This is a genomic window from Halorarius litoreus (assembly GCF_024362405.1).
Lineage (GTDB): Archaea > Halobacteriota > Halobacteria > Halobacteriales > Haloarculaceae > Halorarius > Halorarius litoreus.
Window position 1 is genome coordinate 133,851 of sequence record NZ_CP101455.1, and the last position, 21,805, is coordinate 155,655.

At 60.0% G+C, this 21,805-nt stretch carries 30 protein-coding genes; 22 read left to right on the plus strand and 8 right to left on the minus strand.

The genetic code is table 11. The annotated features are described in order from the left end of the window. Positions 1 to 111: 111 nt before the first annotated feature. From NL126_RS21760 to NL126_RS21815, 12 genes are all read left to right on the plus strand, one after another. Entirely contained in the window at positions 112 to 534 is a 423-nt protein-coding gene (locus NL126_RS21760) for a DUF8025 family protein (protein ID WP_255198937.1), read from the plus strand. A 106-nt stretch (positions 535 to 640) separates the two neighbouring features. Then, positions 641 to 1,132: a DUF7995 family protein gene (locus NL126_RS21765; RefSeq protein WP_255199027.1), complete on the plus strand. Its 492-nt coding sequence runs from the start codon at positions 641 to 643 to the stop codon at positions 1,130 to 1,132. Positions 1,133 to 1,135: 3 nt separating this feature from the next. Next, positions 1,136 to 1,501 (plus strand): DUF7568 family protein, encoded by a 366-nt coding sequence (locus NL126_RS21770; RefSeq protein ID WP_255198938.1) that lies wholly within the window; start codon positions 1,136 to 1,138, stop codon positions 1,499 to 1,501. 77 nt (positions 1,502 to 1,578) lie between these two features. After that, on the plus strand, positions 1,579 to 1,974 hold the full coding sequence (locus tag NL126_RS21775) for a DUF7567 family protein (RefSeq protein ID WP_049934415.1): 396 nt from the start codon (positions 1,579 to 1,581) through the stop codon (positions 1,972 to 1,974). Positions 1,975 to 2,053: 79 nt separating this feature from the next. Then, a complete protein-coding gene (locus NL126_RS21780) occupies positions 2,054 to 2,455 on the plus strand; it encodes a DUF6166 domain-containing protein (RefSeq protein WP_255198939.1) in 402 nt (133 codons plus the stop codon). A 20-nt stretch (positions 2,456 to 2,475) separates the two neighbouring features. Next, positions 2,476 to 2,754: a DUF7389 domain-containing protein gene (locus tag NL126_RS21785; protein WP_255198940.1), complete on the plus strand. Its 279-nt coding sequence runs from the start codon at positions 2,476 to 2,478 to the stop codon at positions 2,752 to 2,754. A gap of 49 nt (positions 2,755 to 2,803) precedes the next feature. Next, the gene (locus NL126_RS21790) at positions 2,804 to 3,025 is read left to right on the plus strand and encodes a DUF8129 domain-containing protein (RefSeq protein ID WP_255198941.1); all 222 of its coding nucleotides are present in this window, start codon (positions 2,804 to 2,806) and stop codon (positions 3,023 to 3,025) included. Positions 3,026 to 3,078: 53 nt separating this feature from the next. Then, positions 3,079 to 3,378 carry a hypothetical protein gene (locus tag NL126_RS21795; RefSeq protein WP_227262440.1) on the plus strand — a complete coding sequence of 100 codons (300 nt, stop codon included), beginning with the start codon at positions 3,079 to 3,081 and terminating at the stop codon, positions 3,376 to 3,378. Between the two features lie 157 nt (positions 3,379 to 3,535). After that, positions 3,536 to 4,222 carry a DUF6166 domain-containing protein gene (locus NL126_RS21800; protein WP_255199028.1) on the plus strand — a complete coding sequence of 229 codons (687 nt, stop codon included), beginning with the start codon at positions 3,536 to 3,538 and terminating at the stop codon, positions 4,220 to 4,222. After that, complete coding sequence (locus NL126_RS21805) at positions 4,222 to 4,377, plus strand: hypothetical protein (protein WP_255198942.1); 156 nt, start codon at positions 4,222 to 4,224, stop codon at positions 4,375 to 4,377. The genes NL126_RS21800 and NL126_RS21805 overlap by 1 nt, the downstream gene beginning before the upstream one ends. Continuing rightward, on the plus strand, positions 4,374 to 4,910 hold the full coding sequence (locus NL126_RS21810) for a hypothetical protein (protein ID WP_255198943.1): 537 nt from the start codon (positions 4,374 to 4,376) through the stop codon (positions 4,908 to 4,910). Before NL126_RS21805 ends, NL126_RS21810 begins: the two co-directional genes overlap by 4 nt. A 169-nt stretch (positions 4,911 to 5,079) precedes the next feature. Further along, positions 5,080 to 6,240, plus strand: coding sequence for a hypothetical protein (locus NL126_RS21815; protein WP_255198944.1), 1,161 nt, complete (start codon positions 5,080 to 5,082; stop codon positions 6,238 to 6,240). Between the two features lie 42 nt (positions 6,241 to 6,282). Here NL126_RS21815 and NL126_RS21820 read toward each other — a convergent pair whose 3' ends face one another. Together NL126_RS21820 and NL126_RS21825 are read right to left on the minus strand one after the other, a co-directional pair. Beyond that, complete coding sequence (locus tag NL126_RS21820; protein WP_255198945.1) at positions 6,283 to 6,837, minus strand: peroxiredoxin; 555 nt, start codon at positions 6,835 to 6,837, stop codon at positions 6,283 to 6,285. Between the two features lie 101 nt (positions 6,838 to 6,938). After that, positions 6,939 to 7,283: a winged helix-turn-helix transcriptional regulator gene (locus NL126_RS21825; protein ID WP_255198946.1), complete on the minus strand. Its 345-nt coding sequence runs from the start codon at positions 7,281 to 7,283 to the stop codon at positions 6,939 to 6,941. A 78-nt stretch (positions 7,284 to 7,361) separates the two neighbouring features. Between NL126_RS21825 and merA the strand changes: the two genes are divergently transcribed. Further along, on the plus strand, positions 7,362 to 8,816 hold the full coding sequence (gene merA, locus NL126_RS21830; protein WP_255198947.1) for a mercury(II) reductase: 1,455 nt from the start codon (positions 7,362 to 7,364) through the stop codon (positions 8,814 to 8,816). A gap of 3 nt (positions 8,817 to 8,819) precedes the next feature. Here the strand turns inward: merA and NL126_RS21835 are convergent, their stop codons facing one another. Then, entirely contained in the window at positions 8,820 to 9,227 is a 408-nt protein-coding gene (locus NL126_RS21835) for a CopG family ribbon-helix-helix protein (RefSeq protein ID WP_255198948.1), read from the minus strand. Positions 9,228 to 9,330: 103 nt separating this feature from the next. Here NL126_RS21835 and NL126_RS21840 point away from each other — a divergent pair, with 103 nt between their 5' ends. After that, positions 9,331 to 10,152 (plus strand): hypothetical protein, encoded by an 822-nt coding sequence (locus tag NL126_RS21840; RefSeq protein WP_255198949.1) that lies wholly within the window; start codon positions 9,331 to 9,333, stop codon positions 10,150 to 10,152. Here the strand turns inward: NL126_RS21840 and NL126_RS21845 are convergent. Beyond that, positions 10,099 to 10,698: an ArsR/SmtB family transcription factor gene (locus NL126_RS21845; protein ID WP_255198950.1), complete on the minus strand. Its 600-nt coding sequence runs from the start codon at positions 10,696 to 10,698 to the stop codon at positions 10,099 to 10,101. The two genes, NL126_RS21840 and NL126_RS21845, sit on opposite strands and share 54 nt — an antisense overlap. 131 nt (positions 10,699 to 10,829) lie before the next feature. On the opposite strand from NL126_RS21845, the gene NL126_RS21850 reads away from it, so the two are divergent. Next, on the plus strand, positions 10,830 to 13,106 hold the full coding sequence (locus tag NL126_RS21850; protein ID WP_255198951.1) for a heavy metal translocating P-type ATPase: 2,277 nt from the start codon (positions 10,830 to 10,832) through the stop codon (positions 13,104 to 13,106). On the opposite strand, the gene NL126_RS21855 is transcribed toward NL126_RS21850, so the two are convergent. Then, the gene (locus NL126_RS21855; protein ID WP_255198952.1) at positions 13,103 to 13,309 is read right to left on the minus strand and encodes a heavy-metal-associated domain-containing protein; all 207 of its coding nucleotides are present in this window, start codon (positions 13,307 to 13,309) and stop codon (positions 13,103 to 13,105) included. The genes NL126_RS21850 and NL126_RS21855 overlap by 4 nt on opposite strands. A gap of 132 nt (positions 13,310 to 13,441) precedes the next feature. Between NL126_RS21855 and NL126_RS21860 the strand changes: the two genes are divergently transcribed. The 5 genes from NL126_RS21860 to NL126_RS21880 all read left to right on the plus strand — a co-directional run bounded on the left by NL126_RS21860 (position 13,442) and on the right by NL126_RS21880 (position 17,146). Continuing rightward, a complete protein-coding gene (locus NL126_RS21860) occupies positions 13,442 to 13,657 on the plus strand; it encodes a DUF8129 domain-containing protein (protein WP_255199029.1) in 216 nt (71 codons plus the stop codon). A 122-nt stretch (positions 13,658 to 13,779) separates the two neighbouring features. Continuing rightward, entirely contained in the window at positions 13,780 to 14,781 is a 1,002-nt protein-coding gene (locus NL126_RS21865) for a DUF6610 family protein (RefSeq protein WP_255198953.1), read from the plus strand. Positions 14,782 to 14,852: 71 nt separating this feature from the next. After that, positions 14,853 to 15,200, plus strand: a complete 348-nt coding sequence (locus NL126_RS21870; RefSeq protein WP_115821801.1) for a DUF8013 domain-containing protein — start codon at positions 14,853 to 14,855, stop codon at positions 15,198 to 15,200. Positions 15,201 to 15,286: 86 nt separating this feature from the next. Then, complete coding sequence (locus NL126_RS21875) at positions 15,287 to 16,234, plus strand: ArdC-like ssDNA-binding domain-containing protein (RefSeq protein ID WP_255198954.1); 948 nt, start codon at positions 15,287 to 15,289, stop codon at positions 16,232 to 16,234. A 90-nt stretch (positions 16,235 to 16,324) separates the two neighbouring features. Next, positions 16,325 to 17,146, plus strand: coding sequence for a hypothetical protein (locus NL126_RS21880; RefSeq protein ID WP_255198955.1), 822 nt, complete (start codon positions 16,325 to 16,327; stop codon positions 17,144 to 17,146). Positions 17,147 to 17,220: 74 nt separating this feature from the next. On the opposite strand, the gene NL126_RS21885 is transcribed toward NL126_RS21880, so the two are convergent. After that, positions 17,221 to 17,769 carry a DUF8170 family protein gene (locus NL126_RS21885; RefSeq protein ID WP_255198956.1) on the minus strand — a complete coding sequence of 183 codons (549 nt, stop codon included), beginning with the start codon at positions 17,767 to 17,769 and terminating at the stop codon, positions 17,221 to 17,223. Positions 17,770 to 17,896: 127 nt separating this feature from the next. Between NL126_RS21885 and NL126_RS21890 the strand changes: the two genes are divergently transcribed. Further along, positions 17,897 to 18,310: a helix-turn-helix domain-containing protein gene (locus NL126_RS21890; RefSeq protein WP_119712852.1), complete on the plus strand. Its 414-nt coding sequence runs from the start codon at positions 17,897 to 17,899 to the stop codon at positions 18,308 to 18,310. Positions 18,311 to 18,343: 33 nt separating this feature from the next. On the opposite strand, the gene NL126_RS21895 is transcribed toward NL126_RS21890, so the two are convergent. Continuing rightward, positions 18,344 to 19,264 carry a MarR family transcriptional regulator gene (locus NL126_RS21895; protein ID WP_255198957.1) on the minus strand — a complete coding sequence of 307 codons (921 nt, stop codon included), beginning with the start codon at positions 19,262 to 19,264 and terminating at the stop codon, positions 18,344 to 18,346. Positions 19,265 to 19,402: 138 nt separating this feature from the next. On the opposite strand from NL126_RS21895, the gene NL126_RS21900 reads away from it, so the two are divergent. Next, positions 19,403 to 19,729: a DUF6788 family protein gene (locus NL126_RS21900; RefSeq protein WP_255198958.1), complete on the plus strand. Its 327-nt coding sequence runs from the start codon at positions 19,403 to 19,405 to the stop codon at positions 19,727 to 19,729. Positions 19,730 to 20,168: 439 nt separating this feature from the next. Here NL126_RS21900 and NL126_RS21905 read toward each other — a convergent pair whose 3' ends face one another. Next, positions 20,169 to 21,575 (minus strand): Cdc6/Cdc18 family protein, encoded by a 1,407-nt coding sequence (locus tag NL126_RS21905; protein WP_255199030.1) that lies wholly within the window; start codon positions 21,573 to 21,575, stop codon positions 20,169 to 20,171. Between the last annotated feature and the right edge of the window lie 230 nt (positions 21,576 to 21,805).

Below are 21,805 nucleotides of genomic sequence, written 5' to 3' on the forward strand. Positions count from 1 at the left end.
GGAAAAGGCGGCAGGGCGCTCTTCTTTCGGGACTTACCTCCGCTACATCGAGACAAGTTGTGGTTTGTCTGGGGCAGAAAGGACTGAGCCCCACCGTAGGCTCGTGATTTGATGCCCGAGAAACCAGACGACGATCCATTCCACGATTGCGAGTTAGATCCCGACGCGGTCCTCGGGACACGAACCTTCCACGATGTCCTGTTCACCGACGATACCGAGACGCCGGTAAACCTGCTCACCGGCGAGACACCGGCACATTCGCAAGCGACCGTCGAGGAAGCGAAGGCGTTCGCTGCGAGTATCGACACGGACACACCACAAATCGCGCTCCCGGCCTCTGTCGAGACGCAGGTCGAGACTCAGAGCAAGCCCTACACCTCAGCTGCGTTCTTCCATTTCAAGGCGACGGGGACACTCGAACGACACCGTGCCTACCACGCCGCGTACGACTCGGATGCGTTCACCGTCGACTTCGAGGCCGACTACGAATCGGGCGATCTAACCATCACAGTCGACCGAGCGAACGAGTCCTAAGAATCGACCGCTAGATCAGGTTTTTCGAGCGCCGGCGATGGGTGCCGGCGCAGCAGGAGCGAGCGAGCAACGACTCCCGGTGCGTCGGCGCTTCGAGGTGTTCGAGATGCACATGGTGATTTACGCACTGGTAGAAGAATCGACGCACGACGACGCGCTGGCCACCGGAAAGACGGTGTTCGACCGCCTGGTCGGCGCGGACCCACACGCCGGCGCCGCCTTCGACTACCACGTGACGTTCGATGAGGAGGACACGTCCGTTGCGGGAAAGGCGCGATGGGGTGAGTTGCCGACTGCAGCCCCCGTCGACTCCGATGCCGGCCAAGACCTGCTTGAGCGTGGCTGGGAGGCGACGAAAGAGGAGTTCGAGCGCAATCTCGAACGGGTGAGGGAAGCACTTGACGAACTTTCCGATGAGGAGATCATGCGCGACGAAGAGCTCGCTCGGCACGCCTTCCACCAGGTCGGCGCCTACGACGGGCCAACGATCTTCCTGTACAACGAATATGCGAACGGGATCCGTCACCGTGAGCAGCTGGATCGAGTGCTGGAGGAGAGCGAGGAGCTCTGGATCGTGCCCGCTGACGTCCACTTCTAACAGATGTCCCGGATCACAAATTGGAAGCGCGAGAGCCGCACGCCCACACTCGCATACCGGAATACCGAGACCGGAGCTCGGGCGGTCTTACACCGAGCACCGGACTCGTACCGCTACAAGTGGCGTGGCGTAATCCTCGTCGACGGCTACCCAGTGTGGTCGCGGGGGTACGAGACGAAAGACGCGAAATCGTTCCGTGATGAGCTCCGGGAACGGTCAGCGCCCGAACTGAGTTGTCCCGAGTGTCCGAACAGCGACGTGGCAATCGGCGGAAAAACGGCTGACGGCGCGAAGGTTCAGCGCTGGTTTGAGTGTCGGAGCTGTGGGTACGAAGCATCCTCGAGAATCGTGTACGGCGCCGAGCGCTGATTGATTGGTGCGGATCTACGGTGACGTTTATTTTGGGCCGGAATGGGTGGCCCGTCTCAATCGGGCCAGATCCACAGATGAGTCTGGAAGTCATCGACCGCCACAGCGAAGCACTGTTCGAGTTCCTCTGGTGTCCCGTCTGCGGGCACGAGGTATTCAGTCACATTCCCTTCGAAGGAGTGTTCTGCAAGAACTGCAACACGCAGGTCGAACTCCAAGAATCCCGAGAGACGCGCGGCTACGAGGAGGCCGTCCTCGCCTGCTTCGACACCCACTCAACGTGGAACCTCCACGTCGACGAGAAGCTCCGTCGCGACCTACCCGATGGGTCGGCACGGGTGAAGATCCTCGGCGCACCGGGTGCCTACGAGGTCGACTGGTGGAGTCCAGCACCCGGCGATGACTGGCAGCCGGTCGAGCGTGGTGAATTCGATGAGGTCGACGAACCAGCCGATATCTCCCATCTCGCGTAGGGGCAAGCAGTTCCTGTGGCTGTTTTTCGCCCCCTGAGGGGTGCGGGGGTGCTCGAACGAGTAGCTCCCGAACAGACCGATGAGTAGACCTAGCGACACACACTCGATTGAACAGACACACCCAGCGAGCGACTGCGACATCGCCTACGTCGGGTATCGGCAGAGCGGGCAGGCTATCGTTGAGAAACGTCCCGGCCAAGAACGGCTCACGCCAGAGCGGAGTCTCGCGCTGGTGAACCACAGTCCCTCGGGATTTGAATGGGGATATGGTGGGAGTGGTCCAGCGCAACTCGCGCTCGCACTCCTCCTCGATTACACGGATGACGAAGCGTTCGCTCTCGACCACTACCAGGCATTCAAAACCGAGGTCGTGAGCCAGCTGGACTGCGCTGGGTCTGGTGAACGCTGGCGACTCACGGGACCCGAAATCGACGCAGTCCTTCACGAAACACCCGGCGAGCCGGCCGCACCGTCCATCTGAACTAATCACCGAGAGTAACCATGTCAGAACACACCCCACCATCTCGTGCAGATGACGAATCGGCTGAATCGAATGAACAGACGACACGAACGGAGTATGTCGAACGCAGTGACGTCGGCGTCTCCCTCACCGTGAAACTCAAACGTGGAACCGGTACCAGGGATCAGGACGAGGTAATCGCGAAAGCGAAAGGCAAGACCCTCGAAGACGCTCGCGAGGACATGGAAATCCTTCGGGAGTACATCCACGATCTCGCGGAGGACGCCCGCCAGATCCAACCCGAGGAAGAAGACGGGTAACGGCGAGGGCTGTTTTTTGTCGCCTCAGCAGTAGTAGAGGCGATCATCAGTGAGTGATTCAGATGGTCAAACAACAGACACAAGCGATCTTTCGCCAGAACAACGGCTCGAACCCCCGAATACGCGGCTCATCAACGCTGGTATCGTGACGATCAACGATATGGAGATGCTGCGAGCCTGCGTCGCCTACGAGAACGCGAATCAGCAACGGGTCCAAATCCTCCGCCGGCTTGAACAGCGGGCCAGCGAACTCCGCGCACAAGACGATTGACCCAACGCCCGGAGGTGTCTGTCGGAGCCTCGGTGGGTGGAGGCTCAATCCAGATGAGCGATCGACCAGAGATCGAGATTCAACGACAGACCGCATTCGGTGACGATGGTCAACTCGAAGTAACCGAAACAAGCGTCGAGACCTCGCTTGAGGACTTCGGCGCTGACGTGGATCATCGTGACCGGGATTCGCGTCTTGATCACCCCGAGGCGAGTGAGTTCGGCGTCGACGATCGACCCGAAGTTGAGCAAACATCCGAGGGAGATCAGTCAACACTCTTCGCTGATACGGACGAGGATCAGCAGACCCTCACTGGCGACGATGCAGCCGCTCGCTGTCTCTTCGAAGAATAGACTTGCCTCTATCGATTGATTGTCTGATGAATTGTTGTAGTCTGGACTATAATAGTCTGAATTCTAATTTTGAAGCGACGCTGAGGGCCTAATAGCCGGTTGTAGTTTTTCGACCCCCAGCAGGGGTGCGGGGAATCCGAACGCCCGCATGCAACCGATGGAGACGAATTCGACTACCGATCCACGAGCAGTCGTACAGGATGCGAGTGAGCGATGGCAGGCGAGTGCAGACTGCGTTGAGTACGTCGGAATGCGTGTCGACGGAACGCCAGTGGTCCTGAACCTCACCGCACACGAACGCCTCTCCCCAAATCGAAGTCTCGGTCTCGTGCGGCATAGCCCGACGGGATTCGACTGGGGCTATACGGGAAGCGGACCGGCACAGCTCGCCTGTGCGCTCCTCCTCGATTACACCGACAACGAAACTGTCGCCCAGCAACACTACATCCAGTTCCGCGATGACGTGGTGAGCCAACTGGAGTGCAGTGGACCAGCCAATTGCTGGCATCTCACCGGGGATGATATCGAGGCGGCACTCACTGAATTCGAAGAGGACCGAGCACTCACGCCAGATGGTGGGACGCCGTCATCGTCACTACCGGCGAATTGGAATGCGGTGAGCCGGACAGATCGGACAGTCTTTCAACGCCGGGATATCGACCACTACGTCGTCCTCGCCGAAGGGAGCGAGGAGTGGTTAATCATACTCTGCGCGCAGGGTGACCGAGCGTATCCCGCCCCGCTTGACCATCGAACACTTCCGGTCGAGAACGACCCTGCCTCAACCGTTCAGGAACTCGTCACTGAGAGTAACGACCTCGTCGAGCCAGAGGAGGACACCTGATGGAGAAATTCCGACTTTCGCGGGCAACGTACCAGCTCATTGAACGCGCCGTCACGGTGCTGGAGTGCATCGGCCGAGAACTCGAGCGATACAACGACCGGCATGAGCGAACAGCTGGGAAAGACACAGACGAGACAAATCCCGGCGAATCATGACTGGCGAAGCGACGCTTGACGACTTCGAGACCGAGAATTCGGCCGGGGAGTCCCGGTCGCTCACGCTGGAAGAGCGACTCCTCACCCCCATTTCCCCGTCCATCGGTCTGCGGGTGATTGCCGGGCGCGGCGATCCGCTCTATCTCCAAAATCGGGGAACAGAACGGTATCTCTTCCGCGACGATCACGACCGGTGGTTCATCCTTCAACCCTCGGCGAAGGACTCAGAAGAGGCGTTCGTCCGCTGGGTGTATCTCCCGGCGGACAAGCCCGACCGGCTGGCGCAATCGGCGCTTCGTCGACGGACAGTGATCGGCTATGACTACGTTCAGCGGTCGCCCGCACCAGATCCAGTCAGGTCGACGGTGACGGCAATGTTCGTCACGGAACGCTGGCCCGAGACCGCCTACGAATGTGGGTCGTGTGAGGCGCTGTTCGACACGGCACGAGAGCACGCCCTCCATTGCTGGGACACACATCCGTGGGTACCGAATCCGGAGCAGGTGCGCCGACGGCGTCAGCCTGACGAGTGAGTTCGGGAGTCGAAGCCAGGTATCGGGACCGTTTAGCTGGTTAACCAACAAGGCTGGATTTCTGGGTAGGATGTTGGTTAGGGGTTGTTTTTTGCGCCCGTGAGAGGGGCGCAGGGCGCGTGATGAGAGCGCCGTCGCGGGTGACGAATTCGATTTCGAGGTGACTGCAATGAAAGACCCAGAATCCAGAACCGTGTTTGCTGGCGTCGACGGACGAACCGATACAGAACTACCTGACTGGTACCGCCGGAAGAATACGGTCGACGAACCGAAGTCCTTCGCCGAGACGATTCGTGACCTTCCGCAGGCCGTCGAGACGACAGTCGCATACCGGAATCCCTACTCCGACGAGTGGGTCGAAACGGATCGCTTCAACGCCCTGGTCGAGCCGACGAGAGCGCGCGACCACGCGACAGACGATGAGCCCGACGCAGACCCACTATTTCACGTTCCCACGGACAGTTACGCGATTATCAATCCGGTCGACGTGTACAGGCCCTTGGAGGAGGTCCTTCGCGAGGAGACCATCGATGGGACGCCGCTGGGCGAGGTGATGTTCGGCGAGATCCGGCGCTACCGGGGCGGCGGCGAAGTCCATATGGACATCATGTTCGATGGCCTCGAGGTGCGCCTCCCCGGCCGGTCGGATCCGATCACAATGGGCGTCACGTCGGGCTACGACTTCTTCGGCGAGCACGCCGTCTACGTGGAGGGCTTCGCTCAGGACGGCTACTGTTCGAACACGATGCGCTCGCTCACCGACAAGGAGGTCATCAAGCACGTCGGCGACGTACGGAACTTCCGAACCTGGTGGGAGGAGATCCTTGCACAGGTCGAACTCGTCGCCGACGACCTCTTCGAATTCATCCGTGACGCCCAGGACATCGACCTCGACTTCTCCGAGCTCCCGTTCACCGTCACCGAGTTTTACAGCCTGCTAGGATTCCCGGACTATCTCGCAGAGCGTGCTGCCGAAGATGCCGAGGCGAACGCAGCGTCGCCGTTCGAGATCGATATGTGGACACTGCACTCCGGCGCGACATACGCGCTCACCCACTTCTTCCAAGGCAAAGAGGGTGCGTCGCTGGACGGCTACGTTCGCACGGCCAACGACATCCTGTTCAACCCGGAGGGCACCATCGAGCGCGTCAAACGAGCCTACGAGGAGCAGTTGGAAGCGGATGGCGATGATGGGTCGCAGGCGTCGCTTGCCGGTGAGCGGGCGCTCGCGTGCATCGAGCGCGTCAACGATGATCTGCAGGAGAAGGTCGACCAGTTCGAGGAGCGTGAGGATGCGCTCCGTGAGCGGTTCCAAGATGCGATGAGCTGATTGTCGGAGTGGCGTTCACTGAAACGATCCTCAAATAGTAGTTTATGTGAGAGGTTCCGGTTCCTCGTTATATTCGACTACTAATTCGACATCCTCAGGACCGAGTTCATCACGTTCCGCTTCCAGCGTATCAAGAGCGTCTTTGACCGGGAAGAAATCCGGCTTCTCAAGTGCATCTTCTGTCGCCCAGGCGTATCGAATCGTTTGCTCGGAATCGATAAGGAACACGGCACGCTGCGGGACGCGCTCGTGGTTCTCCCATTCGTCATAACAGACATCATACAACTCGGCAACCCGCCCGGAGCTATCACTAAGTAACGGGAAATTGAGGCCGTATTCCTCGGCGAATGCTCGGTGGGCGTAGACGCTGTCACCAGAAATTGCCCAGACATCGAGCGCCGGCGTCAGCTGAAACCACTCTGCATCGCGAATCGCACACAGTTCGTTTGTACAAACAGGACTGAAATCAAACGGGTAAAATACCAGCAACGCAGCCCGATCATTGGCTGTTGTCTCATCCAAGCTGTACTCGGTTTGTTCTCCGTCACGGAGACCTGGAAGAGTAAATGACGGTGCAGACGCTCCCTCGTTTATCATGCGCCACAGTAGCACACGAAGAAAGGATAGTCTTTGGGTTAACACCCCCACCTGAATGGAGGAGCTTCAGATGTGGGATGTAATTCACTGGAGTCCGTACGTCAGGAGTTCGCCGTCGCCCACTCAAGAAGCGGTTCTAATCTCGAACGAATCTCATCCCCCTCGTCAGTTAGCGCGTATTCGACGCGTGGCGGAATTTCGTTGTACTGCATCCGTGAGACGAGTCCTGCCTCCTCGAACTCGTCGAGGCGTTTCGAGATCGTCGACGTGCTCGCAGTCGGAAGATGATCTTCGATTTCCGCGAATCGCAGTGAGTCGTGTGCGCCGATGATGCTGACGAGTTGCATCGCGTATTTCCGGCTCAACGTGTCGATAACTCCTGTGAGCGGGCAGTAGCACGTCCCCTCGACATCGCACGCTGGCGCCGGTGAAGTAGTATCTGCCATAGCTTCGTAGCCTCCAACCTACTCCATCGCTTCGGACTCTGGAGTATAAGAACTTCCCGTTGTAAAGCATCAATATAGATGACTCACACCTCCGACTATGATCTCGTGATTCTCGGTGGGGGCGCCGCAGCTTTCGCCGCGATCACTGAAGCGAGCCGACGGGACCTCTCGACGGCGATGGTGAACACCGGCCTGCCCATCGGCGGGACGTGCGTGAACGTCGGCTGTGTCCCGAGTAAGCATCTGCTCGCCGTCGCCGAGAGCGGCGCTGCAGCGTCGGAGAACCCCTTCGACGCCGTCACATATCCCGAAGAGCCGACTGTCGACTGGGTCGACGCCCTCGACGGCACCAACGAACTCGTCGAGCGGTTCCGGCAGGAGAACTACGTCGACGTCGCCGAGCACTTCGAGACCGACATCTACGAGGGCTACGGCCAGCTGGTGGACGACACGACCATTGAGGTTGTCGACGGCGCCGACGAGGGCGCGCACATTACTGGGAAGAAGGCGCTCGTCGCGACTGGAAGTTCACCGTGGGCACCGCCCATCGACGGCCTCAACGGCGTCGACTACTACACGAGCGAGACCATCCTCGAGGAGCGCGACCTCCCCGAGAGCATCGTGATGCTCGGCGGCGGGTACATCGCGCTCGAATGGGGCCAGATCCTCCACCGCGTCGGCGTCGACGTAACCATCCTCCAGCGCTCCGACCGCGTCCTCTCGAGTATGGAGGGGCAACTCGGCCGCGAGATGCAGCGTGCATTCGAGGAGGAGGGCATCGAAGTGATCACCGGCAACGACTTCCGCCGCGTCCGCACGCTAGCAGCCGATGGCGGCGCCGAAGCGATCCAGTCAGGCATCGCCGTCGAAACGACCGTCGACGGAGCCGAGCGAACGGTCACCGGCGACGCGCTGTTCGTTGCGACCGGTGTCCAGTCGAATAGCGAGGGCATCGGCCTCGAAACGGTGGGGGTCGAAACGAACCCCGATAGAACGATTCGTGTCGACGAACACTTCCAGACGACGAATCCCGACATCTACGCAGCGGGCGACGTGATCGGCGAGCCCGAACTGGAGACGGTCGCCGCCAAGGAGGGCAATCACGCCGTCAAGAACGCCTTCGGGGACGAGGGCGTCAGCATCGACTACGATGCAGTCCCCGCAGTCGTGTTCACCAGCCCGGAAGTCGCAGCCGTCGGGACGACAGAACGCGAGTATATGGACGAGCACGGCACCTGTTCCTGTCGGACTGTCCAGATGGAGGATGTGCCGCGGGCAAAAGCCGTCAAGAATACGGATGGGCTCGTCCAGGTCGTCAAACACCACGAGACCGACGAGATCGTCGGCGTCCACATGGTCGGCCCCCGTGCCGCCGACATGATCATGGAAGCGACGCTAGCGGTGAAGTTCGGCCTCACTGTCGACGACATCATCGACACCGTCCACCCGTTCCCGACGTTCAGCGAGGCGTTCAAACACGCCTGCCAGGCGTTCCGACGGGACACGTCGACGATGAGCTGCTGTATCGAATAAATCTCACTCCGGGTCGGCCGGCGCAGTACTGCGGAGGAGCATCGTCTTCACGCGACCGACACCATCGAAATCACGGAGCCGATACACGAGTTCCCGCACCCGCGCCGCATCGCCATGACAGAAGACGGTCTCTAAACACCACTCGCCCTGGTGGGTATGGCTCATCGTCTCGATGACGTCCTGAAACTGGTGCTGGGCAGCATGGAGGTCGTGAATCACCTCGTAGTGCTGGTAATCGAACGCCAGTACAGCGACGACCTCACCCGAAACCTCTTCGAGTTGTGAGTGCCCCTCGATGTATTCCTGCATCGCTTCACGAATCGCCCGCGAGCGGGAGTCCAACCCCTCAGCCTGCCACGTCTCATCGAACTCCTCGAGAATGTCCTCAGACACGTTCAAGCTCGTGCGCATACTCCCCAATTGATCCCCTACTGTCTTGACACCTCGATTATTACGGAACTCCCGTTTCAGTCTTAACAACCGCTATACGGCGCAGGGATAGAGAGATAGATGAATGCTCCACGGCGAGGCGTTACCAGTATTGGTCGGCGCGATTGCGCTCGGATTTGTGCACGGCATCGAGCCCGGACACGGATGGCCGGTCGCCGCGAGCTATGCGCTCGATCAATCGAACAAGTGGCTCTACGGCCTCGCCGCCAGCTCGCTGATCGGCATCGGCCACCTCATTAGCAGTCTGGCGATGGTCGGCGTGTTCTTCTACGCGAAATCCTACTTTCAGCTGACCCAAGTGAACGAGCCGATCTCGATTCTTGGCGGCATCTCCATCGGCGGCCCAGTGAGTATCGTCGCAGGCGTCTTACTCATCGGACTCGGGATTCGAGAGTACACACACGGCCATTCCCACCAGCACAAACACGACCACGGACACCATCACGATGAGCATACTGAAGAGCAGTCGGGCCACCACGACCACGCCACATCACCCACGCACGAGCACTCCTCGGAGGGACTCATTGCACGAGTGAAATCTCGACTCGGAAGAATCGGAAGGCATACCCACGAACATGGGACTGAGCCAGCTACTGACGCCGACCGCGGGCTACTCGGAATCGCCTGGTTCGCATTCGTCCTCGGGTTCGCTCACGAGGAGGAATTCGAGATTATCGGGCTCTGTGCCGGTTCGACGTACTGTCTGGAACTAATGACCGCGTATGCGCTGACGGTTATTGTCGGTATCGTCGGGTTGACAATGTTCCTCATCGCCGGCTACCAGGAGTACGAGGAAACAGTCAAGAAATACACGCCCTATCTGCCGCTGTTCTCAGCGACCGTCCTCATCGTCATGGGACTCGGCTTCATCGCCGGCGTCTTCTGAACCAGCCCGGACGGTCTTCAACGTCCCATTCTCGGTGAGATCAATGAGCGCGTGATTTAGCAGTTCCCGGAGGACGAACTCCTCGTAATGCTGTGTCGCACAGTACTCGCATGGCTTCATCTCTCGTGCCACCGCTTCGATGTCGTCGCCGTGCTCCTCGTAGAGCGTCTCCACGAGCCCTGTTAATTCGGCTGTCGCGGTGTCCTGCGCCCCAGCGAGCGTCTGCTCAGCGTCCTCTGGAAGGTCATACGAGAAAATCCGCGTGTTCGACTTGTAGTACTTTCGCGTCCCCCCACCAGCTTCCTCGAGCCGGGCGATCTCGACCATTCCCGCATCCTTCAGGATGTTCACGTGGTGGCGCACCGTCGTCTCGGCCTTCTCCTCACCGCGACGATGCAGTTCGTCGTGAATCTCCTCGATCGTCATTTCTTCGGCAGCGAGCATATCGAGGATCTTCGCCCGGACGTCGTTCTCCAACGCTTTCGCTTTCTCCGGGGCCGTCGTCACGACTTCACGGATCGGCACGTCGGATTCGAGGAGCGCCATTCTTGTGAGGACGTAGGGGAACGACGATAGTAAGAGTAACGCCACACACTCGACAGCAGTCTTAGTTATTCGATACCGCTATAACTCTAGTCGTAATGGTTATCCACTTCGCTGGGTAACTAGCGACCACGATGGGAACGACACACGAACAATTCAACGTCGGGGGAATGTCCTGCTCCTTCTGTGCCGAGAGTATCAAGAAGGCCTACAGCCGGACCGACGGCGTCGAGGACATCGACGTGAGTCTCGCCCACGAGGAGGTCCTCGTCCGGTACGACGACGATATCCTGAGCGAGGTCGAGGTGAAGGACACGCTCCGGGATCTCGGCTATACCATCCGCGATCCGGACAAAGCGAAGCGATACGAGCAACAGCAGGCCGAACTCACCGACGGCAAGCGCCGCCTCCTCCTCGCCGGCGGCGCATCCATCGTCGTTGCCGCGCTGATGGGCTGGATGATCGTCGTGATGGGACGCTTCGAGTCGGCATCTCTCGTGATGGATCTGATGACGCTAGGACTGGCGCTCGGGACGATGTTCGGGCCTGGGCGCTATATCAAACAGAAAGCCTTCCAGAGCCTTCGCCGGAGGATCCTCAACCAGCACGTCCTCCTAGAGGCAGGCGCGTTCGCAGGGTTACTCGGTGGGTTGCTCGGTCTGTTCGTCTTCCCGAGCTTCCCGACCGTCCACTTCTTCGCCGTCTCCGTGTTCATCACCACCTACCACATCCTCTCGGAGTACACCAGCCTCACCGTGCGGACGCGGGCCTCACAGGCCGTTCAGAGCCTCCTTGACCTCCAGCCGGACACCGCCCGTCGCGTCGACGAGGACGGCAACGTCAAGGAGGTCCCCGTTGACGACCTCGACATCGGTGATCGCGTCCGCGTCAAGCCCGGCGAGAGTATACCCGTCGATGGGACAATCGTCGAGGGTGAATCAACGGTCGACGAGTCGGTCGCCACCGGCGAGTCGATCCCCGAGGAGAAGATCGCCGGCGACAAGGTGATCGGTGGCAGCGTCAACGAGACCGGCACGCTGCTTATCGAGGTGACCGCAATTGGGGAGGACGCGTTCCTCAATCAAGTGGCCCGCGAGATCGAGGAAGCGCGGGCGATGAAGCCCGGCATCATCCAGCTCGCCGACCGCGTGCTCAAGTACTTCGTTCCGGGCGTCCTGACGATTGCCGCGCTCTCGTTCCTCTTCTGGCTGGTCGCACCGCTCGCGTGGGGCGGTGGTCCGAACGTCCAGCGGGGGGCCTTCGCAGCGCTGGCGGTCCTCGTCCTCGGCTATCCGTGTGCGCTTGGGATGGCAACACCGCTCGCCCTGATTCGGGGCGGCGGGAAGGCCGCGACCCGCGGCATCCTGATGCGGTCGGGTGACGCCTTCCAGATCTTCCCCGACGTCGACCACATCGTGCTGGACAAGACCGGCACCATCACCGTCGGCGAACCCACGGTCAGTGACGTCGTTGGATTGGATGACGAGGAGAGCAACGTACTGGCGACGGCGGCCAGCGCGGAGGCATTCTCCGAGCACCCGCTCGCCGATGCGATCCTCGAGGCCGCCGACGAGCAGGGCGTCGAGTACGGGGACCCCGACGCCTTCGATTCCGTGACGGGCAAGGGCGTCCGGGCAACTGTCAATGGCGACAAGGTACTGGTCGGCAAACCGGACTGGCTCAGCGACGAAGGGATCGACCTGTCGAATGGTCGCGAGAACATCGAGCGACTCCAAGCCCGTGGCCTCACCGTCTCCGGGGTCATCCGTGACGGTGACCTGATCGGCCTGGTCGGTATCGGAGACGAGGTCAAGAGCGACGCCGCTGCGACCGTCCAGCGGATGAAAGAGGCAGGCATTACGCCCGTGATGATAACCGGAGACAACCAACGCACCGCGAACACGGTTGCTGACGAGGTCGGCATCGATCGTGTGATGGCCGACGTACTGCCCGACGAGAAGCGGGAGGAAATCGGTCGCCTGCAGGAAGCCGGCCACCGGGTGGCGATGGTCGGCGACGGCATCAACGACGCCCCCGCACTCACGCAGGCGGATATTGGGATCGCCATCGGTGCAGGGACCGACATCGCCATCGAATCAGCGGATATCGTCCTGATGGGCGACCGGCTCGGTGGCGTAATGGACGCCTACGAGATTGGCAAAGAGAGCTATCGGAAGACCCGCCAGAATCTCGCGACAGCCTTCGCGTTCAACGGGATCGGCGTCGCCGCGGCGACGACCGGGCTCGTTCACCCCGTGTTCGCGATGCTCGCGATGGTGCTGTCTGTCTCGGCGGTGCTGGCCAACAGCTTCGCTGGCCAGCTCCTCTCCGGCGAGGGCGTCAACACCGAGTTCGCCCTCGAAGAAGGTACGGATGGCGACGTGAGAGACGGCCGAGCGGCAGCCGATTAGGCCACTACGTCGTAGCCGGCCTGTTCGATTGCCGCGTTCACATCGTCATCGGAGACCCCATCCTCGAGGACCACATCGACCGTATCTGCTTCGTGGTCGGCATCGACCCGACTCACACCATCGAGGTTCCGCAAGGCAGTCTCCACGTTCCGTTCGCACCCGTTACACGACATCCCGGTGACGGAGATCGTCTTTCGCTCCATACCTGCTGAGAAACACTCGCAGGGGATGGCCGTTACGGTAGCCATTGTATCGGTATCAATTCTATTAGATGTGGGGCAATATCGTACGGAGAGTTGTTTGTGTCGGCCCACAAGGAGTGGAGGCTCTTCGAGATGGGGACAGCTGACGACAGAGAAAGTAACGAGTTTCCACCAGAGAAACGACTGGAAGCACCGAACACGCGCCTGATCAAGGCTAGTATTGCGACAATTTCTGATATGGAGACACTCCGGGAGTGTGTTGCCTACGAAAACGCCCACAAGAACCGGACGCAGATTCTACGCCGGGTCAAGTGGAAGGCTGAAGAGTTGAGTGAGGACGAAGAGTAAGCTCTGTTCTTAACCAACACACTCCGCGAGAGTTCCCTCGTTGTTGGTTAATAGACTGTGCCTCGGTTTTTCGGGCCCCTGAACGGGTGCGGGGCAGCCAGCAGCGCCCTCGCGATCCAATCATGCCCCTCGATCTGAGCTCCAGCGCCACCACGGCGAGTGAAATCGCTGCCGCCAGACAAGCAGACTATGTAGCGTTCCTTCATCGAGCCCCGTTCGTTGCCGATGCTTTAGCCCTCGGATTTCTCCCCGGGTTTCGAGAAGACTGTGGGTATCAGACGAACCAATACCTGAACCTCGAGATTCCTGTTGGGATGCTCGACAACGACTTTCGGAACCCTGATCTGGAGCGGTTCGTCGACCGCTTCTTCGAGCACGAACCACAGGTCGGGGTCATCGGGGACGTGGACGCAATCGACGATGTCGACGCCCACGTCGCTGCTGCTCGTGAGATCCAAGCGAGCTATCCCGAGGCCGAGATCATCGTCGTTCCGAAATCGCGGGCGGTGATCAACGCGATACCTGAGAACCTTGCCCTCGGGTATTCACGGGGATACGCCGACCGCCTAGCTCACGAGTTCTCCGACCCAGCCGATTGGAGAGGCCGGCGCGTCCACATCCTCGGCGGGAGTCCGCCCAAGCAGCTCGACGCCATTCGACAGCTGACCCGACCGACGCTCACGGACGAGCCACCGGCCGACATCGTGGGCGTCGACTGGAACGGCCTGCATCGCGGCGCACAGTTCGGTGAGTTCTGGACGGCCGACGGCTGGGACGACAGCGGTCGCGACACCGACCACGTCACCGTGCGAAAGACGGTGCGTCACAGCCTCGCTCGCGTCCGTGGGTTTTGGAGGATCCACGGAATCTGGCCCGAAACGACACCGCAAGACGAGGGGTTCAACGTCGAGTACGAGGGACCGACTCCTGCCGATCTCGAGGACGCCGCCTGTGCCGAGTGCGGGACGAACGTCTGGCGAACTCGCCGCGGCCCGTACGTCGCCGAATACGATACCGGCGCAATCTGTGGATACTGCAGCTACGAGTGCTACTTCAACCACCGTCACCGGAACAACCTGGAGGAGACCGCCGGCGAGCAGAGCGTCTACCTCCCGACGGCGTGACTTCGCGACCTGTTTTTCGTGCCCCCAGAGAGGACGAGGGCTCCTTCGAGAGCCCTCAGAGGTGACTTCCAGTGAGTCAACAACAGCGTCCTGACAACGTCTCGATCGACGAGATCCCGGTCGATATCGACAACACGCAATCAGCGGAGGTCGATTCCGCCGACGTCCCCGACGAAATCGAGTCCATCACCCGTGGGCTCGCCGGTGAGCAGCCGCCGACGAATCCCATAGTGGTTCTCAAGGCGGCCCGGTGGTGGTACATTCACGGCAAGGGCGGCACGGATCCCGCCTTCCAGTGGGCCATCGAGTGGGCGCGTCATCTTGCGACCGACACGCCCAGTGACGTCGAGCGGTTCGACGAGTTCCTCGAGTACCTCGTCACGGTCGGCTTTGCAGACGAACGCCACGAGCTCCGCTGACCGACAGAGCGGTTTTTGAACGCCCCTGAGGGGTGCGGCGCGGTCTGAACAGACGCAGTCGCCGTGAACTCGATTCGGTGATCACGATGTCTACGACCAGAGACTCGTCGGTCTCCTTCGACCAGACCGACACACGTTCAGACGAGATGAACAGCACTATCGAACAGTGGATCGACGACCTCGTCGCCGGCGTCGACGACGCGCAGACCAGCGTGGAGTTCCAAGAGTGGCTCGACGTCCAGAGTCGCTTCCACGACTACTCCTACCGGAACACGCTCCTCATCAAGCGGCAGTGTCCCAAGGCGAGCCGGGTGGCGGGCTACCGTACGTGGCAGGAAGAGTTCGACCGCCACGTCAAGGAGGGTGAGTCGGCCATCTGGATCTGGGCGCCGATCATCACCAAGCAGTGCCCGGAGTGCGAGAACTCGTCGAGCTACCACGAGGACAGTGACTGTGAGTACGACGAGACACCGCCCGAGGAGTGGTCCGAAGGACTGGTCGGGTTCAAGCCCGCGCCGGTGTTCGACGTCTCTCAGACCGAAGGCGAGCCGCTTCCTGATCTCGACACGGAAGCGACCGGCGACGCCGGCGACCTCGTCGAACAGTTGACTGCCGCCGCTGATGAGCTCGGCGTGACGGTGCGGATCGTTCCAGCCGAGGAGTGGACACACGGCGAGGCAAAGGGCATCTGCGAACAGCTGAGCCTCGTCGACGTCCAGCCGCTCGTCGAGGTGCGCGATCGGGAGAACGAGGCCGACCTCGCGCGGACGCTGATTCACGAGTACGCCCACGCCCTGCTCCACTTCGACGTCGACGACGACACCGAGCGGGCGAAACGCGAAGTCGAGGCCGAAGCCGTCGCGTACGTCGTCGGGCGCTACTGCGAGCTCGACACCAGCGGGTCAGCGTTCTACCTCGCAGCCTGGGAGTCGGACGACCCCGAGGTCGTTCGCAAGCGGCTTGGACGGATCAGTCGGACGGCAGAGGAACTCATCGACGTTCTCGAGAGCGAATCCTCGCCCCAACCCAATTAACCAACAGAGTGATGGATTCCTCCCGCTTTGTTGGTTAAGTTTTTCTGCGCCCGCCGAGGGGCGGAGGCGCGTTCTAACCTCCGTCGAATAATGACTGAACCCTATCTCACGACGGTCCTCGAGGAAGCCGAGCACGTTGCCGAGCAGCACGACCAGGTCGCTCGAACGACAGACAACCAAGCCCACGAGTACCTCCGATACGCCGTCCTCCGGGTGCTCGAAGGCGAGGCGGAACACGTCCCGGCGGACTGGACGCCAATCGACGGCGTGACCGTCGGCTACGGGAGCGACGATGCGATGTACGACAGCTGGGGCTCCAGCGAAGACTGGTGGGAGACCGTCCTGCCGCAGGAGGCGTGTACCCGCTTCCGAGTTTTCTTCCCGGACGACCACCAGACAGTTCCCCGCGACATCGTCGACGTGATGGCCGCGCTCGGTGCCTGGCGCGTCTGGACTGGGTGCGCAGCCGCGTGCGGCTCCTACGACCATCGCGAGCGCCGCGAAGTCCACTACCTCTGGCCGGAAGGCCATCCGGTGGAGGAAGTTTTCCACGAGCGGCTCAGTGGCCCTGCGGAAGCCGTCGCTCCCGACGGTGGCCGAACGGGCGACGTTCGCGACCGGCTGGTCGTCGACGAGAACGCACAGTCGCAGGACGACCTCGAGCCCCGCACGAAGCGTGCCGTCGACGAAGCGATGGACATCTCGCTCCTCTCGAAAGGTGGCCGCTACGAGGTACAGTCCGCCTCCGGCAACAGGTACGAAGTCGACGTCATCGACGAGTCGTGTACCTGTCCCGACTGGCAACAGCGCTCACCCAAGGGGGGCTGTAAGCACCTGCGTCGCGTCGATCACGAAATCAAACGGGGCCGTGTTCCCCGACCAGACGGTCGACTCCCGGCTGTTGCCGACTAATCCTGTGTACCCAACAGGTCACTTCTGTCACCGCCTGCGTTTGGTAACACAGACAGTATCTGACCTACCCACCATCACGGGAGTTCCGCAGTCACGTCGACGAGCTGCTCCTCGGTCTGCCACCGATACAACCGTCCGTCCTGGTCGAATAGCTCGAAGACGCCGTCTTGCATCCAGCCGAAGGGGTGTTCTTCGTCCTCGTACTCTCGCTTGAGGACGTGACTCTTCGCGAAGTACTCCGTCGTGCCGACGAGCAGCCCCTGCTCGACGAGGAAGTCGCTCGGTTCCTTCTCGGCGACGCCGACGAGGTATGTTACGATGTCGGCGATCAGGCAGAACTTCTGGATGCTGTTGTCCCACTCCCCGCGGATGTCGACCATCCGGAAGGCGTAGGCGTCTTGCCGCCGATTCAGTCGGTTGACCACGAGGTTCAGTCGGCGGATCGGCTCCCGGTCGTAGTTTCCCAGCACGAAGTACGACCGGTCGTTCTCGTAGACGGGTGTCAGCTCACTCAATGCGTGGAGAATCTCCTCGTTGTCCGCCAGTGAGATCTCCTCCTTGTCGAGTTGGTCCTTCGCACTCTTCAGGACCTCCTCTGGGACGGGCGGCTCCTCGTCGGACATACATTGTCTCTCTCAGCGCCACACGATATGGGTTATGGAGTAAATCACCAAGTAACTCACTATAGTTTACTCTGAGGTGGTTTACTCAAGAGTAAACTACTTGCCGACAGGGCGTGTACTGTGTCGTATGAGCACTGACTTGGGGACTGCTGAAGGGATGGAATCCCGCGAGCTCGTCCACTTCGTTACCCAACAGACGCGGTTCGCGCTGATCAACAATATCCTCCAGCATCCCGAGCAGCTCCCCTCGATGTACGAACTTGAGGAACTCAACCCCAGCGTGAGCGACGCTACTGTCTACAAACACATCCAGAAGCTGATCGACGCAGGAATCGTCAAAGAGGTCGCCCTCGATGACGATCAGCGCCGGCAGGGCTACCCCTGGAAATTCTACGGGCTCACAGAGGAGGGCCGAACCTTCCTCGACGAGCACAACCTGCTCGCCGCGGAGGAGACGCTCCAGCAAATCTACGACACTATCGCTGACAAGCCCGAGAAGATGGTCAAATACGAGAACGCCCCCCGCCCGGACGGCGCGTAACTTCTGCAGAATCGGCTCCGTGTCAGCACTCGATCACTGTTCGATTTCGTAGTCAGCCGCCAGCTTCTGGAACTCGGACCACTCGGGGAGACGGTCGTCGTCGACCTCGCCGTGCGTCTCCAGATAGCGGAGCAGAGCGTCGATTTCGTCTTCGAGGTCGTACTTCGCCGCCTGTTCTCGGAGATCCTCCTCGTCGACATCGACGTGGCTGAGTAGAAGGAGACAGTACGAGCGGTGGCGGCTGCCGTCGTCGATTAACAGCGTGTGACAGCAGAGTTCCGCTGGCGAGACTGCGTCGAGCTCCTCGGAGTAGAAGTAGTAGCGGTGGCTGGTGAGCAGGAACTGGAGGTCGAAGGCCGCGAACCGACCGAGGCCGGTTTCGTGGAACGCCTCTGCGTCGATCTCCGTATCGGCCTGGGCGAGGAATTCGTCGTAGTCCTCCCAGAGAATCGTGCCCTTCGGGGCGACGGCTTCGAGGCGGTGGCGATGCAGATGATGCGCGAGTTCACGGGCGAACTCGTGGAGGCGGTTGAAGTTGGCATTAAATTCATAACGGTCGTCGTCCGCCCCGACGAGCCCACGGTCGCGAAACCGTTTGAGGACGCGGTTGACTGTGTTGCGGTAGTTGTCGCTCCGGCCCGCGATCTCGGAGACGGTTCGCGGCTGGTCGAGGTAGTACAGCACCGCGAGTGCTTTGCCGGTCAGCAGCTCGGGGAAGCCGATGTGGGAGTGCTGGCGGACGAGGTCCTGGTAGAGTTCGACGGCACGAGCCTCCGATGGGACTACTCGTTTTCGGCGGCCGTCGCGTTCCGTGTGGACGAGTCCCTTTTCGACGAGATCACCGACGGCACGAGAGAGATAGCTCTCGCTGTGGTCGAGCTTCGTCGCGAGCTCGGAGATAGTGTCGCCGCGGTCGACCGCGACGAGGACCTTGAGTTCGATGCGCCGGAGCACGGTGTAACATAGTACGAAACTTATGTATGAAGAAGTTTCGAGTAGTGTTACAGTCAGCAGGCACGGGAGCCGTCTCCATCGTCTTAACCAACAAAACTATGGATTAGCGGGTTGTGTTGGTTAATACGGAGAGAGTCGATGTCCTACGAACCCCCGACCCCACCGGCGAACCTCCCGACGGAGATCGTCGACGCCCTCAACGATGCCACACCGGAGCATCTTCGGGACGTTGCCAGCTACGCCGAGGCGTTGGCAGAACACAAGGAGCGTGAAGCTCGTCTCGAGGAGGAAGAGGCGGACGACGCCGACATCGAGGAGCGCCCCGATGACCTCCCGGACGACGTGCCAGCGAAGGCGACGATCACGATCAAGGAGATCAACGACAACCGCTACTACTACTGGCAGTGGCGGGAAGGCGATTCGGTGACGTCGAAGTACAAAGGGCCGGTGAATCCCGACGAGTAGACGAGATGGAACTGTAGCCTGATGTTCGTTTCAGTACCATTAGAGACGTCGCAGACGACACCCCCCAGAGTGTGAATGGGATCGGTTTGTCCAACACCCTTCAGTGTGAATGGGGTCCGGTCAACCCGGACGAGGAAAACTCGATGAGGGAGGACACCCATCCCACGTTTCCGTCGTAACTGGATGTGGGTGGAGGGGGTGGCGCTGATTTTGAAGGGACCACACCCCCCGTTTTCGAGTTGTAAATGGGAGAGGGAAAGGGGAAAGCACAGTACATCGACCGGCACGTCAAATCTCTTGGCTCACCCACCCCCCGTTTTCGAGTAGTAACGAGACATCCCGACGAATGTCACCCCCCATTTTCGAGTTGTAACGCATCGCGCGGGATACGAACACCCCCCGTTTTCGAGAAGTAAGTGCGGGGAGAATACGGGCGAGATCAGTTCTTACTCCGGAACTGCTTCAGCCGTTCGCGGACAACCGCGCTGATAGTCGCCTCTTCGTGAGCTAGATCTTCGAACCGGGAATCCTCACGGATCGTCTCCATGATCGTTTCCGGATCCTCGGAGAGGGAGAAATACATATGCACTCCTCTGCCTCGCCCCTTGCCCCGACGCTCGAAGTCCAGTACACCGTACGTACTCTGCTCTGTGACGTGATTTACGAACGTCTCACGGCTGTACTGGTCCGCATCCATCGTATCGGCAATGAATTGGTACGTCTTGAACGCAGGTCCAGCAGGGATCCACTCAGGATGTTCTCTTGCGTAGTGGGCAGTGGCCGCTACAGCGTAGATGGAGAGTTTCTTTTGAGTCGAAATGCCGCTGATATGGCGGAGCTTGCGGTTTTCGGTGTATTTTTCTTGAGCATCACGGACATCAGTCTCGATAACCGTGTCAGCCCCACGCCGCTCGGCTAATTCACCAGCCCATCTGAGGAGGTCAATCGCTTTCCGCGCATCCCCGTGCGTTTGGGAGCCGAACGCAGCAACAAGCGGAACAACGTCATCTGCAAGTGAGTCTGGCTTGAAGGCGTCCCGCCGGTTGCGGAGAATACTACGGAGTTGGTTCGCATCGTAATCGTCGAAAAAGATGTCGTCAGGGTTGTAAGAACTCTGTGCGCGGCTGTTGAGGTCCTTCATAAAGTCGGCGTAGTTCGTGATCGTCGTGAGCGAGATGGGACCATCAAAGTCAGCGAGTTTGCGAGCCCGTGAAAGCTGGTAGATGAGAGAATTGTACTCTGCTTCCTGATACGGCCCCTCGAGCATATCGATCTCATCGAGAATGAAGATAACACCGTCGTAATACTCTCGCATGAGTTCGTACAGTCGCTCCAGCTTCTGATCCGTTGAGACGCCGGTTTGGGGAACACCAGGATCAACGCCGAGGTCGTCGGCAGCAGCTTTGACTAACCGATAGACAGCCCGATCTGCAGTCTTCGGCCCCTCGCAGTTGATTGAAATGACCCCGAAGGTCTTGCCTTGGGATTCACACAGTTCGACGATCTGTTTGCAGACTGCATGAATGATGAGCGATTTCCCCGTACCAGATGGCCCGCTCAGGAGCATATCGGGGATCCCCTCATTCTGGAGGACTGGTTTTAGGTTGTCGACGACACGGCCTAGCTGGTCGTCGCGACCGACGATACGATCCTCGTCGATGATGGTATCTGACCGAACGAGGTCTTTGTTCGCGAAGACCCCGCCGGACGACTCTGTTTGGAGCCGATCACGAATTGAGATGCCGCCACCGTCGCCATTAGTTGCATCTTGAGACGAATCGGCAGAATCTGATCCGTTTCGGAAGGTCGTTTGTGACGTGCCAGGAGACGCCACCTCCTCATCCATCGACTCGGGATTTTCAGGATCAGCAGCAGAAGATTGACGATCCTCCTCACCTTCCGGATTATTCGATCCTGCTCTACGTCCCTCTCGTCCCATTATGAACCCCCTCGAACTCTGGGTATAAAAATATGGACCCTTGTGGAGTTGTAACCGGGCGAAAACAGGCTATCTAACGACTACAGCCCCGTATCCTCTGGATGAGTCAAATACCGTCTTCGGAATCTATCACCCTC

What these genes read in the sequence shown, in the direction of transcription:
- NL126_RS21850 (WP_255198951.1), top strand. Translation starts at nt 10,830, where the DNA reads ATGGGAACGACACACGAACAATTCAACGTCGGGGGAATGTCCTGCTCC.
- NL126_RS21795 (WP_227262440.1), top strand. Translation starts at nt 3,079, where the DNA reads ATGAGCGATCGACCAGAGATCGAGATTCAACGACAGACCGCATTCGGT.
- NL126_RS21860 (WP_255199029.1), top strand. Translation starts at nt 13,442, where the DNA reads ATGGGGACAGCTGACGACAGAGAAAGTAACGAGTTTCCACCAGAGAAA.
- merA (WP_255198947.1), top strand. Translation starts at nt 7,362, where the DNA reads ATGACTCACACCTCCGACTATGATCTCGTGATTCTCGGTGGGGGCGCC.
- NL126_RS21770 (WP_255198938.1), top strand. Translation starts at nt 1,136, where the DNA reads ATGTCCCGGATCACAAATTGGAAGCGCGAGAGCCGCACGCCCACACTC.
- NL126_RS21760 (WP_255198937.1), top strand. Translation starts at nt 112, where the DNA reads ATGCCCGAGAAACCAGACGACGATCCATTCCACGATTGCGAGTTAGAT.
- NL126_RS21840 (WP_255198949.1), top strand. Translation starts at nt 9,331, where the DNA reads ATGCTCCACGGCGAGGCGTTACCAGTATTGGTCGGCGCGATTGCGCTC.
- NL126_RS21900 (WP_255198958.1), top strand. Translation starts at nt 19,403, where the DNA reads ATGTCCTACGAACCCCCGACCCCACCGGCGAACCTCCCGACGGAGATC.
- NL126_RS21775 (WP_049934415.1), top strand. Translation starts at nt 1,579, where the DNA reads ATGAGTCTGGAAGTCATCGACCGCCACAGCGAAGCACTGTTCGAGTTC.
- NL126_RS21800 (WP_255199028.1), top strand. Translation starts at nt 3,536, where the DNA reads ATGGAGACGAATTCGACTACCGATCCACGAGCAGTCGTACAGGATGCG.
- NL126_RS21890 (WP_119712852.1), top strand. Translation starts at nt 17,897, where the DNA reads ATGAGCACTGACTTGGGGACTGCTGAAGGGATGGAATCCCGCGAGCTC.
- NL126_RS21905 (WP_255199030.1), bottom strand. Translation starts at nt 21,575, where the DNA reads ATGGATGAGGAGGTGGCGTCTCCTGGCACGTCACAAACGACCTTCCGA.
- NL126_RS21780 (WP_255198939.1), top strand. Translation starts at nt 2,054, where the DNA reads ATGAGTAGACCTAGCGACACACACTCGATTGAACAGACACACCCAGCG.
- NL126_RS21855 (WP_255198952.1), bottom strand. Translation starts at nt 13,309, where the DNA reads ATGGAGCGAAAGACGATCTCCGTCACCGGGATGTCGTGTAACGGGTGC.
- NL126_RS21845 (WP_255198950.1), bottom strand. Translation starts at nt 10,698, where the DNA reads ATGGCGCTCCTCGAATCCGACGTGCCGATCCGTGAAGTCGTGACGACG.
- NL126_RS21885 (WP_255198956.1), bottom strand. Translation starts at nt 17,769, where the DNA reads ATGTCCGACGAGGAGCCGCCCGTCCCAGAGGAGGTCCTGAAGAGTGCG.
- NL126_RS21835 (WP_255198948.1), bottom strand. Translation starts at nt 9,227, where the DNA reads ATGCGCACGAGCTTGAACGTGTCTGAGGACATTCTCGAGGAGTTCGAT.
- NL126_RS21810 (WP_255198943.1), top strand. Translation starts at nt 4,374, where the DNA reads ATGACTGGCGAAGCGACGCTTGACGACTTCGAGACCGAGAATTCGGCC.
- NL126_RS21880 (WP_255198955.1), top strand. Translation starts at nt 16,325, where the DNA reads ATGACTGAACCCTATCTCACGACGGTCCTCGAGGAAGCCGAGCACGTT.
- NL126_RS21825 (WP_255198946.1), bottom strand. Translation starts at nt 7,283, where the DNA reads ATGGCAGATACTACTTCACCGGCGCCAGCGTGCGATGTCGAGGGGACG.
- NL126_RS21820 (WP_255198945.1), bottom strand. Translation starts at nt 6,837, where the DNA reads ATGATAAACGAGGGAGCGTCTGCACCGTCATTTACTCTTCCAGGTCTC.
- NL126_RS21765 (WP_255199027.1), top strand. Translation starts at nt 641, where the DNA reads ATGCACATGGTGATTTACGCACTGGTAGAAGAATCGACGCACGACGAC.
- NL126_RS21805 (WP_255198942.1), top strand. Translation starts at nt 4,222, where the DNA reads ATGGAGAAATTCCGACTTTCGCGGGCAACGTACCAGCTCATTGAACGC.
- NL126_RS21865 (WP_255198953.1), top strand. Translation starts at nt 13,780, where the DNA reads ATGCCCCTCGATCTGAGCTCCAGCGCCACCACGGCGAGTGAAATCGCT.
- NL126_RS21875 (WP_255198954.1), top strand. Translation starts at nt 15,287, where the DNA reads ATGTCTACGACCAGAGACTCGTCGGTCTCCTTCGACCAGACCGACACA.
- NL126_RS21815 (WP_255198944.1), top strand. Translation starts at nt 5,080, where the DNA reads ATGAAAGACCCAGAATCCAGAACCGTGTTTGCTGGCGTCGACGGACGA.
- NL126_RS21785 (WP_255198940.1), top strand. Translation starts at nt 2,476, where the DNA reads ATGTCAGAACACACCCCACCATCTCGTGCAGATGACGAATCGGCTGAA.